This window comes from Brevundimonas sp. FV1ps31S (assembly GCF_058681265.1).
Genome location: NZ_CM178735.1, coordinates 2,832,374 through 2,848,157, shown reverse-complemented (window position 1 = coordinate 2,848,157; position 15,784 = coordinate 2,832,374). Strand labels below are relative to the sequence as shown.

The 15,784-nt window shown below is 64.8% G+C and carries 9 protein-coding genes; 6 read left to right on the top strand and 3 right to left on the bottom strand.

Annotated elements, in window-relative coordinates; translation table 11 throughout:
* The first annotated feature begins 19 nt into the window (after window positions 1-19).
* Both ACVPT3_RS13605 and ACVPT3_RS13600 read left to right on the top strand, forming a co-directional pair.
* Entirely contained in the window at window positions 20-1,249 is a 1,230-nt protein-coding gene (locus tag ACVPT3_RS13605) for a sigma-54-dependent transcriptional regulator (protein ID WP_492041405.1), read from the top strand.
* Window positions 1,250-1,493: 244 nt separating this feature from the next.
* Window positions 1,494-2,486, top strand: a complete 993-nt coding sequence (locus tag ACVPT3_RS13600) for a sensor histidine kinase (RefSeq protein ID WP_492041404.1) — start codon at window positions 1,494-1,496, stop codon at window positions 2,484-2,486.
* Between the two features lie 442 nt (window positions 2,487-2,928).
* Here the strand turns inward: ACVPT3_RS13600 and ACVPT3_RS13595 are convergent, their stop codons facing one another.
* On the bottom strand, window positions 2,929-4,725 hold the full coding sequence (locus ACVPT3_RS13595; RefSeq protein ID WP_492041403.1) for a sialate O-acetylesterase family protein: 1,797 nt from the start codon (window positions 4,723-4,725) through the stop codon (window positions 2,929-2,931).
* Between the two features lie 400 nt (window positions 4,726-5,125).
* Between ACVPT3_RS13595 and ACVPT3_RS13590 the strand changes: the two genes are divergently transcribed.
* Window positions 5,126-8,347: a TonB-dependent receptor gene (locus ACVPT3_RS13590; protein ID WP_492041402.1), complete on the top strand. Its 3,222-nt coding sequence runs from the start codon at window positions 5,126-5,128 to the stop codon at window positions 8,345-8,347.
* Window positions 8,348-8,356: 9 nt separating this feature from the next.
* Here the strand turns inward: ACVPT3_RS13590 and ACVPT3_RS13585 are convergent, their stop codons facing one another.
* Window positions 8,357-9,121: a FadR/GntR family transcriptional regulator gene (locus ACVPT3_RS13585; RefSeq protein ID WP_492041401.1), complete on the bottom strand. Its 765-nt coding sequence runs from the start codon at window positions 9,119-9,121 to the stop codon at window positions 8,357-8,359.
* A gap of 163 nt (window positions 9,122-9,284) precedes the next feature.
* Entirely contained in the window at window positions 9,285-9,899 is a 615-nt protein-coding gene (locus ACVPT3_RS13580; protein WP_492043827.1) for a TetR/AcrR family transcriptional regulator, read from the bottom strand.
* Window positions 9,900-9,999: 100 nt separating this feature from the next.
* Between ACVPT3_RS13580 and ACVPT3_RS13575 the strand changes: the two genes are divergently transcribed.
* The 3 genes from ACVPT3_RS13575 to ACVPT3_RS13565 are packed head-to-tail and all read left to right on the top strand — an operon-like array spanning window position 10,000 to window position 15,752.
* Complete coding sequence (locus ACVPT3_RS13575; RefSeq protein WP_492041400.1) at window positions 10,000-11,166, top strand: efflux RND transporter periplasmic adaptor subunit; 1,167 nt, start codon at window positions 10,000-10,002, stop codon at window positions 11,164-11,166.
* Between the two features lie 3 nt (window positions 11,167-11,169).
* Window positions 11,170-14,343, top strand: a complete 3,174-nt coding sequence (locus tag ACVPT3_RS13570) for an efflux RND transporter permease subunit (RefSeq protein WP_492041399.1) — start codon at window positions 11,170-11,172, stop codon at window positions 14,341-14,343.
* Complete coding sequence (locus tag ACVPT3_RS13565; RefSeq protein ID WP_492041398.1) at window positions 14,340-15,752, top strand: efflux transporter outer membrane subunit; 1,413 nt, start codon at window positions 14,340-14,342, stop codon at window positions 15,750-15,752. The genes ACVPT3_RS13570 and ACVPT3_RS13565 overlap by 4 nt, the downstream gene beginning before the upstream one ends.
* The last annotated feature ends 32 nt before the right edge of the window (window positions 15,753-15,784 follow it).

Genomic DNA, 15,784 nt, shown 5'->3' with positions numbered 1-15,784 from the left:
TGAAGCGACAGCTGGCAGGGTGCTCTTCATCGACGACGACTCCGATGTGCTGAAAGCGGGGACGCTCGTTCTCCGGCGCGCCGGGTTCGAGGTCGCGACGATCCAGCGGCCGGAGGATATCTGGGCGGCGTTGGCTGAAGCGCGCGTCGACGCCATCCTCCTTGACCTCAATTTCCAGCCAGGGGCCCGGTCCGGCGAGGAGGGGCTGGCCGCCCTGGGTCGGATCGTGGCGCTGGATCCGGATGCGGTCGTCCTTGTCGTCACAGGCCATAGCGGGGTGGGCGTCGCCGTAGCGGCCATGCGCGCCGGAGCCGGCGATTTCATCATGAAGCCATGGAGCAATGCGCGGCTGACAACGGCCGTCACCGACGCCGTGGCATTGAGACGCCGCCGACGTGAGCAAGGGTACGAGCCATCCGGGGCCCTGTCGGACGCGCTGATCATCGGCGCGTCTCCCGCGGCGGACCGATTGCGCGCCCGCGTCGGCAGGCTGGCCGCGACGAAAAGCTCCGTCCTGATCACCGGCGAGTCCGGCGCCGGAAAGACGCTCGCGGCTCAGGCGATCCACGCCGCCTCAACCCAGCGGGACCGGCCCCTCGTGTCGCTCGATCTCGCGGCGCTCTCGCCGAAAGAACAGATGGCGCGTGTTCAGGCGGTCGCCGATGGCGTCCTGCTCCTCGAATCGGCCGAGGCGCTCGCCCCCCAGGTCTTCGGCGTTCTTGCCGGCGTGATCGAGGGCCCTTCGCCGGTCCGTATCCTCGCCACGACGACCCGGGCGGAGGCGCTGTCACACTGGCCTGATCGCTTGAGGTTTGGTCTTGCCGGGACCCAGCTTCAGGTTCCGGCTTTACGCCTGCGACGCGGCGACATCCTCGAACTGACCCGACACTTCATTCGGCGAGCCGCCGCGGGGTCCGGCCGTCCGCCCCCACCGGTGTCGCCGGACGCCGAGGCCTGGCTGACCGGCGCCGACTGGCCGGGCAATGTTCGCGAACTCAGGGCGGTTGTCGAACAGGCGGTTCTCCTGGGAGAAGGCGATGTGCTCGACCTCTGCGAGCTGAAGCCCTCCGGCGAACCGGCGTCGGCGCGTTCCGTCGAGCCCGGCGACGATCTCAATCTGGATCGCCAGGAACGCCGGCTGGTCGAGGCGGCGCTGAAGCGTCACGGATTCAACGTCAGTCACGCCGCCCGCGATCTGGGCCTGACCCGGGCCACCCTTTATCGCCGGATGGAAAAGCATGGCCTCTAGACAACGGCTTGGCGCGACTGTCGCCTTCCTTGGGGCTTTCGTCCTGGGGGTCGGTTTCTGGGCCGCTATTGATCGAAGCCTATGGGCGACGGCGGCGGCCTTGGGCGTGTTGGCGGTCCTGGCCTCCCTCCCCGCGCTTGGACGGCTCGCCCGTATCTGGTCCCCAACGGGCGGGGACGCCGCCTCGGGAGCCGATCTTGATGAGCGACGGTCCGCCGAGGCACGGCGCCGTTGGCTGGCGCATGTGCTTGACCTTGTCCCGACCGCCCTGGTCAGCCGGTCCCCTGACGGTCGTCTGCTCGCGCTCAACCGGGCGTCTCGGGCCCTGTTCGTCACGGATGGCCCGATCCTGGGCGCGTCCGATGAACTGTTACGCGTTGCCGGCGGCCCGTTGATGGCTGCCGCTACGCCGCTGATGTTGGGGCTGCCGCGCCCCCGGGCCTATGCGGCTTCGCTCGCCGACATCGTGCAGGAGGATGGCCCGGCGCGGTTGATCGCCCTCGCCGACATCGAAGAGCAACTCCGCGCACGCGAGACCGCGACGCTTCGGGAGACGCTTGACGTCCTTTCTCACGAGATCATGAACTCCTTGACGCCAGTGACGTCCCTGGCCCAGAGCGCGCGATTGCTGCTCGCCGACGGCGACAGGGAAGGGGCTGGGGACGCCCTGGCCGTCCTTGAGCGGCGGTCCGTCGGCTTGCTTCGGTTCGTCGAATCCTATCGGGCGCTGGCCAGACTTCCGCTGCCGGTGCTGCGCCCGGTGACGGTCGCGCCTTTGATGGCGGACGTCCAACGCCTTTTCGAGAGGCACGATGCAGGGAACGGCGTCACGCTGGAACTGTCGCGGATACCTGACGTGACCGTGCTGGCCGACCCTGACCTCCTGGTGCAGGCCGTAATCAATCTCCTGCTGAACGCGGCCCAGGCCGCCGCTTCGTGCCTCGGCGCCGCTGAAGCGCCGCGCGTTCGTTTATCGGTCAGCGTCGACAAGGGCGGGGTTCGATTCGAGGTGTCTGACAACGGCCCTGGCCTCGGCGGCCTGGATCCGGAGACCATTCTAAAACCCTTCTTCACCAGCCGGCCCAGCGGCGCCGGCATCGGTCTCAGTCTCGTGTCCCAGATTATCGCCGGCCATAACAGCCGCCTTGATTTTGGACTGTCCGACATAGGTGCAACCGGGCTGCAGGTGAGCTTCTCATTGGGGCTCGCAATCCCGGGGCAGGGCAGTCTGGCGTAAGTTCGGCGAGACAGCTGAATGTCTTGGTTTGTGACGATGCGCCAAGGACTGCGGATGGCGCATCTGAGACCCTAAGCGCCCACCGCCGCTCGCGACTGTTTGCAGACGTTCGGAAGGTCCGCCTTGCGCATGCGAAGCGCCCTTTGGCAGACTGACGCCGCAGGCGTGTGCGCATTCAGTCTGAGTTTACCGACGGCTTGCAGGAAGATGACGACACGCGGCCACCACCTGCTCTGCAGGATGGGGCTGACGACCGCATCAGCCTGCGCTGGGAAGAACGAGACGGACCTGAGGTCGCCACGCCTTCGCGACGGGTTGGGGCTGAAGCTGGTCGAACGCGAGACCGCTTCAGGCCTTGGCGGCAAGGCGCCGGTCCAGTTCGAAAACTGCGGTCTCAGGAGGGCGCTGGCATCCTCCAGCGCCCGTGGCGTGCCGTGGGCGTTTAGTCTTGAGGGATTGGGATGCTGAACGGTGTCGCCGGCAATCCGTCTGCGCCATAGAGGTTGACCACAGGGAAGCCCTGCCAGCCATACCGAACCTCTTGTGCGCTCGGGTCCGCAGCCAAAACGACAGAGTCGCCCTCGACCTTGGCAGGCACGAAGCGGCACGTGGCGTCTGCATCGCAGAGTTCAAACCCCGCCGCGTCATGGGATCCATAAACGATCAACCCGGCGTCCGCATGTGCAAACTGGACCCGGATGCCGTCGAGCGTCCGGCGCGCATTCAGAGGCGAAGGCGCTTGCGGCGCTGGCCTGCCATAGGCCAGGCGCAGCATCTCGTTTCCGATCCGCTCCCCGACCACCTCCTTGTGGGCCGGATGGATATCATGGGACACGCCGAGATCGATCAAGACGGCCAACCCCATTCTCGGATCGGCCTCGACCGTTTTCCGTTGAGCCTCCCGGAGTCGGGCCCAATCGGAGTCCGTCGGCAAGGCCGTCCGCGGGCCATAGCCCGGCAGCTGCGCGACAACGAGGGCAAGATCGGGATCGTTGAAATGTCGCCGCCACGAGTCCGCCCATAGACGCAGCAGATTAGCGTACCCGTCCGCATCCGCCGTGTTGGTTTCGCCCTGATACCAGGCGACGCCCTTTAGCGGAAATCCCTCCAGCGGTGCGATCATCCCGTTCCACATCGTCGCCATACCCCGGGGCGCCGCCCAGGGCACGAACGGGGGCGCCGCCGTCCATTGCCAGCGCGCCGGCCCAGCTCTGTAACGCCAGTCGCCGGCAAGGTAGACGCTGTCGCTTCCGGCGAGATCCAGCCTTAGATCGGGTGCGCGGCCGGTCAGTCCTCCGCCGCCGCGCTCATCGACAACGCGTATGACCACGTGGTTGGGGCCTGGCTTCAGCAGCCCGGCGGGGATCGCGTAACGCCGTGTCTCCGCCGCGGTCAAACCGGCGCCGACGGTCCGGCCGTTGACCCAGACCTGGTCGCGTTCATCAATCCGGCCAAGGTTCAGCACGGCTGGTCGGCCGGCCTGGTCCGCGCTCAGATCCAGGCCGCGCCGGAACCACATAAGGCCGTCGAAGCCGGTCAAGGCCTGAACCCCGCTCCGCTCCCACGCGCCCGGAAGAGCGATTTCGCCCCAGGCGGAGTCATCGAACGCGGCGGAGGCGTAGGCTCGGCCGCTTCCTGCAGGATCCGCCGCCGTCGCCCAATCGTCGGTGGCTGCGACGATCTCTGCGGTCGTGGCGGCTGGATCTGCGGCGAAGCGGCTGAGTAGAGCCGCATCCGCCCTGTGCTCCGGAAGGGCGCCGATAACCGATGGATCGATCCAGTCCTCGATGGAGGCCCCGCCCCATGAGGCCTGGATGACGCCGATCGTGGTCCCGGGCGCAGCGGCGGAGAGGGTCCGCGCCATGTGCCAGCAGGCTGCGGAAAAAGTCGGGAGACTGGTTGGACCAGCAGGCGTCCACGGGGTTTCCGGGACGATTTTCTGCGCGGAGTCGGGGCTGCTTGTACGTCGGACTTTCAGAAGGCGTACAGGCGTGCCTTCAGCCTCCTCGGCGGTGCGGCGTGGATAGGCGGTGTCGCTGACCGGCAAATCCATGTTCGACTGCCCCGAGCAGAGAAATACGTCTCCCGTCACGACATCGGCCACTCGAAGCGAGGCGCCGGTCGAGTCGGTCAGATCGAGACTTCCGCCGCCCTTGGAAGACGGGGGCAGCACGACCTGCCATCGCCCCACGGAATTGACGGTGGTCTGCACGCGCGTCGCGCCGAACGTCACCGTCACTGCGCTTCCGGCGACTCCATCTCCGCGAACGACGACGGGGCGCCCCCTTTGAAGAACCATATGATCACTGAAATGCGGGTCTATGGACAAAGACGCCGCTGCGGCAGGTGGCGCGACAGTGGCCAAGCCAAAGAGAAAAATCCCGACGTTTCTGATCATATTTGAACTCGCCTGTTAAGCGGCATGGCCAATCATCCCCCCGTATTTCACCCCAACGCCATTCGTTAAACGTAGCGAAGCCGGGAGAAATCCGACGACAAAGCCTGCCGTTCCAGCAGCGTAGCCGGTCGTCCTACCTTCGCAAGAGGTCAGACCAATATTTTGTTGACACCGGTGTCCTTCTCGCCATTCTCCACCGTGAGGGGCGGCGAAAAAACAAGCCCTATGGAGGAGATTAACCATGACATCTTCACTGGGCGTGAGGAGCTGCAGACACGACAGACACTACTGTAATTCGACGGCGATGTTCGTCGTCCTGACCGCAGCCTTTGCGGCCGCTGGCCTTGACGATGCCCGAGCTCAAGCCATTTCGCCCGCGCCTCCACCGACGCTTCCCAGCGAGGACGCCGCTCAAGACGCTCGGGATTCGGATGACGATGTAGCCAGCGAGGCGGGAGAAGTCGTGGTGGTCGGCATACGAGCCTCCCTCAATAATGCATTGGATATCCGGCGTAAGTCCGACGTCATTCTGGACGGGATCTCGGCCGACGACGTCGGGAGTACGCCCGACCTGAACCTCGGCGAGGCTCTGCAACGCATTCCAGGCGTACAGATCAACCGCGCGGACGACCGTCGAGACGCAAGCATCAGCGTGCGCGGCCTGCCCAGCGAATACACCAAGACGACCGTCATGGGTCAGAGCGTGGCTGCCCCGACCTTGGGGACGCGTGGTTCTGGCAATCCGTTCGGCATCTATGACGCTTCGATCTTCGGCGGCGCCGACGTCATCAAATCCTTCTCAGCCGAAATGCCGGCGGGCGGCCTCGGTTCGGTGGTGAACCTGCGCATACGCTCAGCCCTGTCGCGAAAGGAGGGCGGGGTTGCTCGGGCCGAAGCCCAGTACGAAGAAACCACCGAAGCCTTCAACCCGGCGTATTTTCTGAGCGCCGCCCACCGGATCACGCCGGACTTGGGCGTCTATGGCACGATCTCCTATTCCCGGCAGAATTTCCGGCGCGATACGATCCGGATCAACGCCTACACCGCCTACAGCAATGCGCGCCTGGCGCAGTTCGCGGCGACAAATCCGGCGTTCGCCATACCGGCCGCGACCGACGGCGTGGCCAATCAGGTCGTCTTTCCTTCCGAAGTCAGGCAGTATTCCCGCACCTCGGACGGCTATCGGATCTCCGGCGCGACCGGCCTGGAATGGCGCGTGAACAGTGCGCTGAATCTGCGCCTCGACGCCATCGGCACGCGCCGTGATCTGGATGAGGCGAACCTGGACATCCTCACCGCCTTCCTTTCGGACACCAACGGCATCGTAAATCCGCTGGTCGATCCTGTGCTGGTAGGACAGTTCGACCGCGGTTCGGACGGCACGGTCGAGAATGTTTATGTGGTCAACCGGGTGCAGGCGAGCGACGTCCAACTGCCCATCGGCAGCCGGAGCATGCCGTCGATCGACCAGAGTTTCGCCTTCTATCCGCAGGCCAACCTGGAGCTGGGCTCTTGGAGTCTGGACGCAATCGGCACCTACTCGGAAGCCCTGGGGACCCGGGACGAGTTCCTCTATGAGCACCGTATCCAGCCGACGACGGGCCGAGTCGACGCCAATGGAGACGGAATCGACGACAATTCCAACGGGATCACCGCGACGGTGGATACAGGTCTGGGACGGTATCGTGATTATCTGTTCGACCTGAACGTGCCCTCGCGCCTTCTGTCGGCCGTCGGTCCTTATACGGTCAGCGGCGGCAACGGCACCCAGGCCCGTAACGGCCTGCGGCCGGAGAATGTCGTATTTACAGCCAGCGGCGCTAATCACCGCGTCACCCGCGACCTGTACGCCCTGGATCTCAAGGCTGAGCGTGAACTTGAGTTCGGCCCGTTCACCAGCGTGCATTTCGGGGCATATTACGCTCGCGAGAAGGCGCGCCAAGTCTACCAGGAGAACGCCAATCTCGGCCTGTCCCTGAACAATCTGACGGATGAGATCTTTCGGCTCAATCGGGCGGTGACGAACGGAGGATCCTTCTTCGGCTCAGGCGCGCCCAATGCGGAGCTCGATCAGTTTCTGTCGATCGACAACAAGCTGATCGAAAGTCTGATCTTCCCGGTCCAGACCACAATTCCAGACGGGGTGAACTTCGCCCCGACGGCCGCTCAGCTCGCAGCCTTCTTCCCCGAGCTGACGCCCGCGGCGCGCTCGCGGATCACCTACGCCAAGATCCTGGCCGAGGCGCCGCGCAACGAGCTGTCCGGCATGATTCAGCGCTTCCCCCTGAACAGGGTGGCGGGCCAGAACTTTACCGCAACGCGAGACAATCTCGAACTCTTCGCCATGACGAAGTTCGACTTTTCCGACATGCGGGGCCATGTCCCGGTCCGCGGCAACCTTGGACTGCGCTACATCGACATCGATCTGGAAGGTCTGATCGAGGATCAGGCGCTGAAATTCTATACGGCCCTGGGCTTCACCAGCGCCGACTTCCGGCCCGGCTATTTCAGTCCGCCGGAGCCCGCCGGCGGCAGTTTCGACGCCCTGCTGCCGTCCGTGAATCTCATCTTCGACATCTCGCCGACCCTGGTCGGCCGCGCCGCCTATTATGAGACGTTCGAGGCCTTTGATCTCGTCGAGTTCTCGCCTGCGCCGACGCGCGTCCTGGAAAACGTCGATCCCGATACCGGCGAGACCCAGAGTTCCGTGCGCATCGACGTCGACACCTTCGATCTGAGACCGAGAAGCTCAAAGGCCTTCGATCTGGGGCTGTCCTGGTACAACCGTCCCGGCAGCGTCGTCGCAGGCGGCTATTTCCACAAGACGATCACGAACAATATCATCACCCAGAATAATTTCTGTCCGGTGGGCCAGAACTTCGAAGCGGCCGGAGAAACCTATGGTCCGCTGTTCGTGGACGCCACGGGCTTTTGCAGGATCAACCAGGGGGCGGCGATCGAGACTCAAAACCAGCGCATCGTCATCAATCGGGTCATCAATGATCCGGGCGAGCTGAAGGTGGAAGGCTTCGAGTTCCAGGTCCAGCAGGACTTCAGCTTCCTGCCGGGCCCCTGGGCCCACTTCGGCATGGTTTTCAATGCGACGAAGGTGACGTCCAGCGGGGCCAACGGTTCCAAGCTCTACGGCGTGGCGGACCAGACCTACAACCTGATCGGCTACTACGACGACGACCGCTGGCAGGCGCGTCTGGCCTATAATTATGCGTCGGAAATCCTGCTGGAGGGCGGTTCGACCTTCACCGGCAGTTCAAGCCGTGTTCGCCCGCGCGGCCAGTTGGACTTCACCGCCGCCTATAGCGGGTTCGGCGGTGCGGAGCTCCGCCTGGAAATCTACAATATCACCGACTCCCGCCGCGAAGAGTACGAGGGCGTCGAGGCCTTCAACCGGACGGCCGATTATGACGGCCGGACCTTCTCGGCGAGCTTGACCAAGACGTTCTGACTGGCGCCCCTATACGGACGAGCGGCGGGCGATATCGCGCCGTCGCTCTTCGACATCAGAACGAGCTCGGTCCAAGGCGTCGATCTCCGTGGCGATGAGCAGCCCGTCGATAACCCGGCCGAGATGCGCCCGCATCACTTGTCGGGCCGCCTTGGGATTGCGCTGGATCAGGGCGTCCAGAATCTCTCGATGGTCCTCGATAAGGGGGCGCACGCCGACCTGTCGGGCGCGTGTGAGCATGGCGGCGCACAGCGGCGAGCGGTACCGAATGTCCCACAACGTCTCGACAACCATCAGGATGGCCGTGTTGCGGGTGGCGCGGGCGATCGCGAGATGAAAGCGTCGGTCCGCCTGCTCCCCGATCGAAGTGGCCAGGCTGTTTTCGCCCACCATGTCGGCCAGGATGGACTCCAGCTCGGCCAGTTCATCATCGCTGATCACCGACGCCGCCAAGGCGCAAGCCTCTCCCTCGAACAGTCGCCGCGCCTCGGTCAATTCGAAGGCGCCGATATCAAGGTCCAGCGGTGGCGCGCCCGCTTCGGCTCCCTCCATCACATAGATGCCCGAGCCGTGGCGAGCCTCGACAAGACCGCGGATCTCAAGCGCGATCATGGCCTCGCGCACGGTTGGACGGCTGACGCCGAATTCTTCGGCCAGATCACGCTCCGACGGCAGCCGGCTGCCCACGGGATATTGGCCTGCAGAGATCGCCGAAGCGACGGCGCCGGCCACCTGTTGATAGAGTTTCCGTGCGTCCGCCGGCCGAATGGTCATGCCGCAAATCTAGGACTTCTCTTCAGGTCTGGCCAGTCGGGAACAGCGGTCAGCCTTCATCGAAGCCAAGCAAGACCATGACTGAACTTCTTCCGCCGCCCGATCGCCTCAACCAGTGTCGCGGCGTCACAGGGGCCGCCAAGCGCCAGGCAAGGCTGCGAACCTATTTATGGTCCATGAGACGTTCGAGTTCCCCGAAGATCAGGTCCATCGCCGAACGGAGGGTGCTGGCGCCGTCATGCTCAGGCTGGGCTACTCTTTGCGTCATCAGGCCCAGGTTGAGGGCGAACATGATCTTGACGATCCGCCGGCGGGCGATTGGGTCGATCCGACCGTCGGTCAGGGCGTTCAAGGTGGAATCGAGCTTTGCGAGCAGCCGGGATTCAAGGTCGATCAAAATGTGGGCGACGCGCGGGTTTCGGCCGGCCTCTGCCGAAATCTCGGTCATCATCCTGCACTGGTCCAGGCCGGGTTGATGAGCGACATAGTCCTCGATCCAGGTTCGCAAAGCCGGCAGGCCGCCAATCCTGGAGTCGTCGAACAACCGGACATCCGACAACAACAGGGAGATGTCCTGCTCGCATATAGCGGCGATAATGTCGTCCTTGCTGCCGAAGTCCCGGTAGATCTGTCCCATCTTGATGCCGGACACCGCAGCGAGTTCCGCCATTCCGGTCTGGTGAAAACCCTGTTTCACGAATAGCGCGCGCGCGGCGTCGATCAAAGTCTGGCGTCGCGCGTCCGCCCGCTCCTCTCTCGCCTTCGTCGCCAACGCCATCACGTACTCATCCTCACTTGACACGCCCCATAGCCCACGACTAACACCGGCGCAACAGTGAGTGAGCGTTCGTTCACATATGGTTTGTGAGAGGTTAAGGATGAAAGTTATCGCTCCGGCGATGGGTCTGGCGTTGATCCTCGCAAGCTGTTCGTCACAGCCTCAGCAACCGGCCGCAGGCCCCCCGCAGGTTTCGTTTGTCACGATCAAGACCAGCCCGGTCACCCTGACGACAGAACTGCCGGGACGGATCAGCGCCGCAGAAACCTCGGATGTTCGTCCGCAGGTGAACGGGCTTGTTACGGCGCGTCTGTTTGAGGAAGGCGATTACGTCCGCGCGGGCCAGCCCCTGTATCGCATCGACGCCGCCCCCTATGAGACGCAAGTGGCCAGCGCTCAGGCGAGCCTGGCTCGGGCAAGGGCCGCCGTGGCCTCGACCGCCGGCCTGGCGCGCCGCTATCAGGAACTGGTGAAGATCAACGGCGTCTCGCAGCAGGAGCTGGAAGACGCGTTGACGAGCGCACAGCAGGCCGAAGCCGATGTCCGGGCACAGGCCGCAGCGCTTCGTACCGCTCAGATCGACTTGGCCCGCACGACTGTGCGCGCACCGATCTCGGGCCGGATCGGCCGTTCCAGCTTCACCGTCGGGGCCCTGGTCACCGCCTCCCAGGCGTCGCCCTTGGCGACGATCCAGCGGATTGATCGCGTTTACGTCGATATCCCGCAGTCCAGCGGGGACCTGTTGAAGCTGCGCCAGCAGATCGCGTCCGGCGCCCTGTCCCGCGATGCAAACGGCGCCCAGGTCAAGCTGTTGCTGGAAGACGGCTCGACCTACGGCCAGGACGGAACGCTTCAGTTCGCCGACGTCACCGTGGACGCCGACACGGGCAGCCAGAACATTCGGGCCATCTTCAACAATCCGGACGGGCTGTTGCTGCCGGGCATGTTCGCGCGTGCGATCTTGGTCGAGGGTTCCACCTCAAACGCCATCCTCGCGCCGCAACGCGCTGTGAGCCGCGACGCCAAGGGCGGCGCCTCGGTGATGGTGGTCGGGGCCGACGGCAAGCTGCAACCTCGTCCCATCACGACCAGCCGGACCGTGGGTCAGGACTGGATGGTGACGTCCGGCCTGCAGCCCGGAGACCGCGTGGTTGTCGAGGGCGCGCAGAACCTGATGCCGGGCACGCCGGTCAAGGCCGCGCCCTATCAGGCCGGTGGTGGCGCGCCGTCCGGCAAACCCGCTCAAACCCCGGCGCAGGCGCACTAACCCATGGCCCGCTTCTTTATTGACCGGCCCATCTTCGCATGGGTCCTTGCGATCGGCCTGATGCTGGCCGGCGTGCTGGCTATCCGCAGCCTGCCTATCGCGCAGTTTCCGACCATCGCCCCTCCGGCCGTGACCATCACGGCCAACTATCCCGGCGCTGACGCCGAAACCCTGGAGCGCACGACGACCCAGGTGATCGAGCAGCAGCTGAAGGGGATCGATAACCTCCGCTACTTCTCTTCCTCGTCGTCTTCGGCCGGAAACGCGACCATCACCCTGACCTTCGAGCAGGGCACCGACCCCGACATCGCCCAGGTGCAGGTCCAGAACAAGCTGCAGGCCGCCACCTCGCAACTGCCTACAGAGGTGCAACGCCTTGGCGTCACTGTCGCCAAGTCGTCGAGCAACTTCCTGCTGATCACCGCCCTCTATTCCGATACCGGCTCCCAGACCCAGGTCGATTTGTCCGATCTGGTCGTCTCCAAGTTCCAGGACCCGATCAGCCGGGTCAACGGCGTGGGCGAGATCCAGGTGTTCGGTTCGCAATACGCCATGCGGATCTGGCTCGATCCGTTGAAGATGTCGGGATACGGAGTGACTGTCGCCGACGTCACCAGCGCGGTCGAAGCTCAGAACGCGCAGGTCTCTGCAGGCCAGATCGGCGCCCTGCCGGCGCCTGAAGACCAGATGCTGAACGCGACGGTCTCGGTTCAGTCACGCCTTCAGACTCCGGAAGAATTCGGCGCCATCCGGGTGAAGAGCAACACCAACGGCGCCATTGTGCGTCTGCGCGATGTGGCCCGCGTCGAAATGGGCGCGGAATCCTATGGGTTCCGTAGCCAGTACAACGGCAAACCCGCGAGCGGCTTCGGCGTCAAGCTGGCGCCCGGCGCCAATGCTCTGGATACGGTCGAGGCCGTTCAGGCTGAAGTGGCCCGCATCGCCCAGACCCTGCCGGCCGGGGTCAAGGTCACCTATCCGTATGACACCACGCCCTTTGTGCGGCTGTCCGTCGAACAGGTCATTCACACCCTGATCGAAGCCGTGGTCCTCGTCTTCATCGTCATGTTCCTGTTCCTGCAGAACTGGCGCGCCACCCTCATCCCGACCATCGCCGTTCCGGTGGTGCTGTTGGGCACCTTCGCGGTGATGAGTCTGTTCGGCTACTCCATCAACACCCTGACCCTGTTCGGCATGGTCCTGGCCATCGGCCTGCTGGTCGATGACGCCATCGTCGTGGTCGAGAACGTCGAGCGTCTGATCCAGACCGAGGGGCTGTCCCCCAGGGAAGCCGCCCGCAAGTCGATGGACGAGATCACCAGCGCCCTGGTCGGCATCGCGCTGGTTCTGTCTGCGGTCTTCCTGCCCATGGCCTTCTTCGGGGGCTCCACGGGCGTCATCTATCGTCAGTTCTCGATCACCATCGTCACGGCCATGGTCCTGTCGGTTCTTGTCGCGATGATCCTGACGCCGGCCTTGTGCGCCACCATTCTTAAACCGCATGATCCGTCCAAGAGCCACGGGACCGGACCGCTGGGCCGCTTCTTCGCCTGGTTCAATGACAGTTTCGACCGGGCGACGGTCAGCTACGAGGGCGGAGTCCGCAAGACGGCCAACGGCTGGAAACGTTCGGGGCTGGTCTATCTCCTGATCTGCGGCGTCATGGCTTTCGCCTTCATGCGCCTGCCGAGCGGCTTCTTGCCTGAAGAGGACCAAGGCATGATGATCGCCATGGTTCAGGGCCCGTCCGGCGCGTCGCTCAACCGGACCGACAAGGCTCTGGACGTCGTCCGGAATCACTTCCTCAAGGACGAGGCCGCCAATGTCGAAGGCGTCTTCACCATCAGCGGCTTCTCCTTCGCTGGTCAGGGCCAGAACGCCGGCCTCGCCTTCGTCCGCCTCAAGGACTGGGAGGAGCGCAAAGGCCCGGCCAACAAGGCTCAAGCGGTCGCCGGTCGGGCCATGGGCGCCTTCTCGCAATATCGCGACGCCATGATCTTCGCCCTGGTGCCGCCGGCCGTGTCCGAGCTCGGCAACGCCACCGGCTTCGACATGTGGCTGGTCGACCGCACGGGCGCAGGCCATGAAAGCTTGCTGCAGACGCGGAACATGATGCTGGGCATGGCGGCTCAGGATCCGAGCCTGTCCCAGGTGCGTCCGCTGTCGCTGGATGACGCCGCTCAGCTTAAGATCAATATCGACCAGGACCGGCTCGCCGCCCTGGGACTGGATCTGGCCACCGTGAACAGCACCGTCTCCACGGTTTGGGGCGGAACCTATATCAACGACTTCATCGACCGTGGTCGGGTTAAGAAGGTCTACATCCAGGCTGACCAGCCCTATCGTCAGAAGCCCGAGTCCCTGAGCGACTTCTACGTTCGCGGCGCTGCGGGAGCACTGGCGCCTTTCAATGCCTTCTCCACCCAGTCATGGGCGCAGGCGCCGGTGCAACTGACTCGCTATAACGGCGAGCCTGCGATGCAGATCCAGGGCGGACCGGCCGCAGGCGTCAGTTCCGGAGCGGCTATGGCCGCCATGGAGGCGATCCATGCCAAGACGCCTCCGGGGACAGGGTTGGAATGGACCGGCCTGTCCTATGAGGAGCAGATGTCGAGCGGCCAGGCGCCGGCTCTGTACGCCCTGTCGCTTCTGATCGTCTTCCTGTGTCTTGCGGCCCTGTACGAGAGCTGGACCGTTCCTGTGGCGGTGCTGCTGGTGGTGCCGCTGGGTGTTCTAGGCGCAGTGCTGGCGGCGCAGCTCACCGGCCTGAACAACGATATCTACTTCCAGGTCGGCATCATCACCACCATCGGTCTGGCGGCCAAGAACGCCATCCTGATCGTCGAGTTCGCCGAGGAGCGGGTGCGTCGAGGCATGGACGCCATGGAGGCGGCCGTCGAGGCGGCGCGCCTGCGGCTGCGACCGATCCTGATGACCAGTCTGGCCTTCATCTTTGGCGTCCTGCCGCTGGCGATCTCGACCGGCGCCGGCGCCGGCGGACAGAACGCCATCGGTCAGTCGGTGATCGGCGGCATGCTCAGCGCCACTGTCCTGGCCATCTTCTTCGTGCCGATGTTCTTCGTCGTCGTGACCAACCTGTTCAGGTCGCGCAAGCCGGCCTCGCCCCCCAGTCCCACCTTTCAGAGCGGCGAAGCCGCCGAGAGCGTCAAACCATGATCAAGCCGATCTCAATCCTGTTGGCCGGGGCGGCGCTGCTGTCGGGATGCAATCTCGCCCCCGCCTTCGTTCAGCCGACGGGCGTCGTTCCGGCGTCGCTGCCGCAAGGCGGGGTCTATCCAGACGCGGCGGCCAACCCCGTCGCCATCGCTGACCTGGGGTGGAGGGATTTCTTCACCGACGACCGTCTTCGTCAGATCATCGCCCAGGGCCTGGACAACAATCGCGATCTCAGGGTGGCGGCGGCCAATGTTCTGGCCGCGCGCGCCCAGTACCGGGTGACCCGCGCCGACCGGCTTCCGACCGCCTCTCTCAGCGGATCGGCGACCTATACGGACAATGCGTCCCAGGTCGCGGCCGCCGGGGCCGCGCCGGGGTCGGATGTGGAGTCCTACTCGGCCGATCTCGGCGTCTCGGCCTTCGAGATCGATCTGTTCGGCCGGGTCCGAAACCTGAGCGAGTCCGCGCTTCAACAGTATCTCGCGACCGAGGAGGGCCAACGCTCGACCCGGATCAGCCTGATCGCCGAAATTGCGACCGCCTGGCTGACGCTCGCAGCGGACCAGGACCAACTCCGACTGTCCCGCCAGACCCTCGACAGCTATGCGGAGACCCTGTCCCTGACCCAGGCGCAGTTCCGGCTGGGCACCGCGTCCGAGCTGGAGGCCCGCCAGGCGGACGTCCAGTATCAATCGGCGCGCAATGACGTCGCTGTGCTGGAAACCACGGTCGCCAAGGATCGCAATGCGCTGGAACTGCTGGTCGGGGCGCCGGTCGCCGCTGATCTGCTGCCGGAAGGTCTGAGCGACGCAGGCGCGACCCTGGCGGAATTGCCGACGGGCGTTTCGTCGGAGGTTCTGCTGGCGCGCCCGGACGTGCTGCAAGCCGAGCACCAGCTGCGGGGGGAAAACGCCGACATTGGCGCGGCTCGCGCCGCCCTGTTCCCGACCATTTCGCTGACGGCCTCCTACGGCAGCGCCAGTTCGGCCCTGTCTGACCTCTTCTCGGACGGCAGCTACGCCTATTCCGTGACGCCTGGCGTCAGCCTGCCCATCTTCGACGCGGGCCGCCGGCTGGGCAATGTCCGCCTGGCCGAGGCCAACGCCCAGGCGGCGGTGGCGACCTATGAAAAGGCCATCCAGACGGCCTTCAGCGAAGTCGCCAACGCCTTGGCCCAGCGGGGCACGATCACCGAACAGGTCTCGGCCCAGACGGCTCGGGCCGAGTCCGCACGGGCGGCGGCGAAGATTTCCGAGGCTCGCTACCGCGTCGGAGTTTCGTCCTTCCTGACGGCTCTGGACGCGCAACGAACTGCGTACAGCGCCGAGCAGCAGCTGCTGAATACCCGCCTCAGCCGCGAAACCAATCTGGTGGAGCTGTATCGCACGCTCGGCGGTGGGCTGCGGTGATCTGCGCCGGGGACGTTGTCGGCGCCGTGACC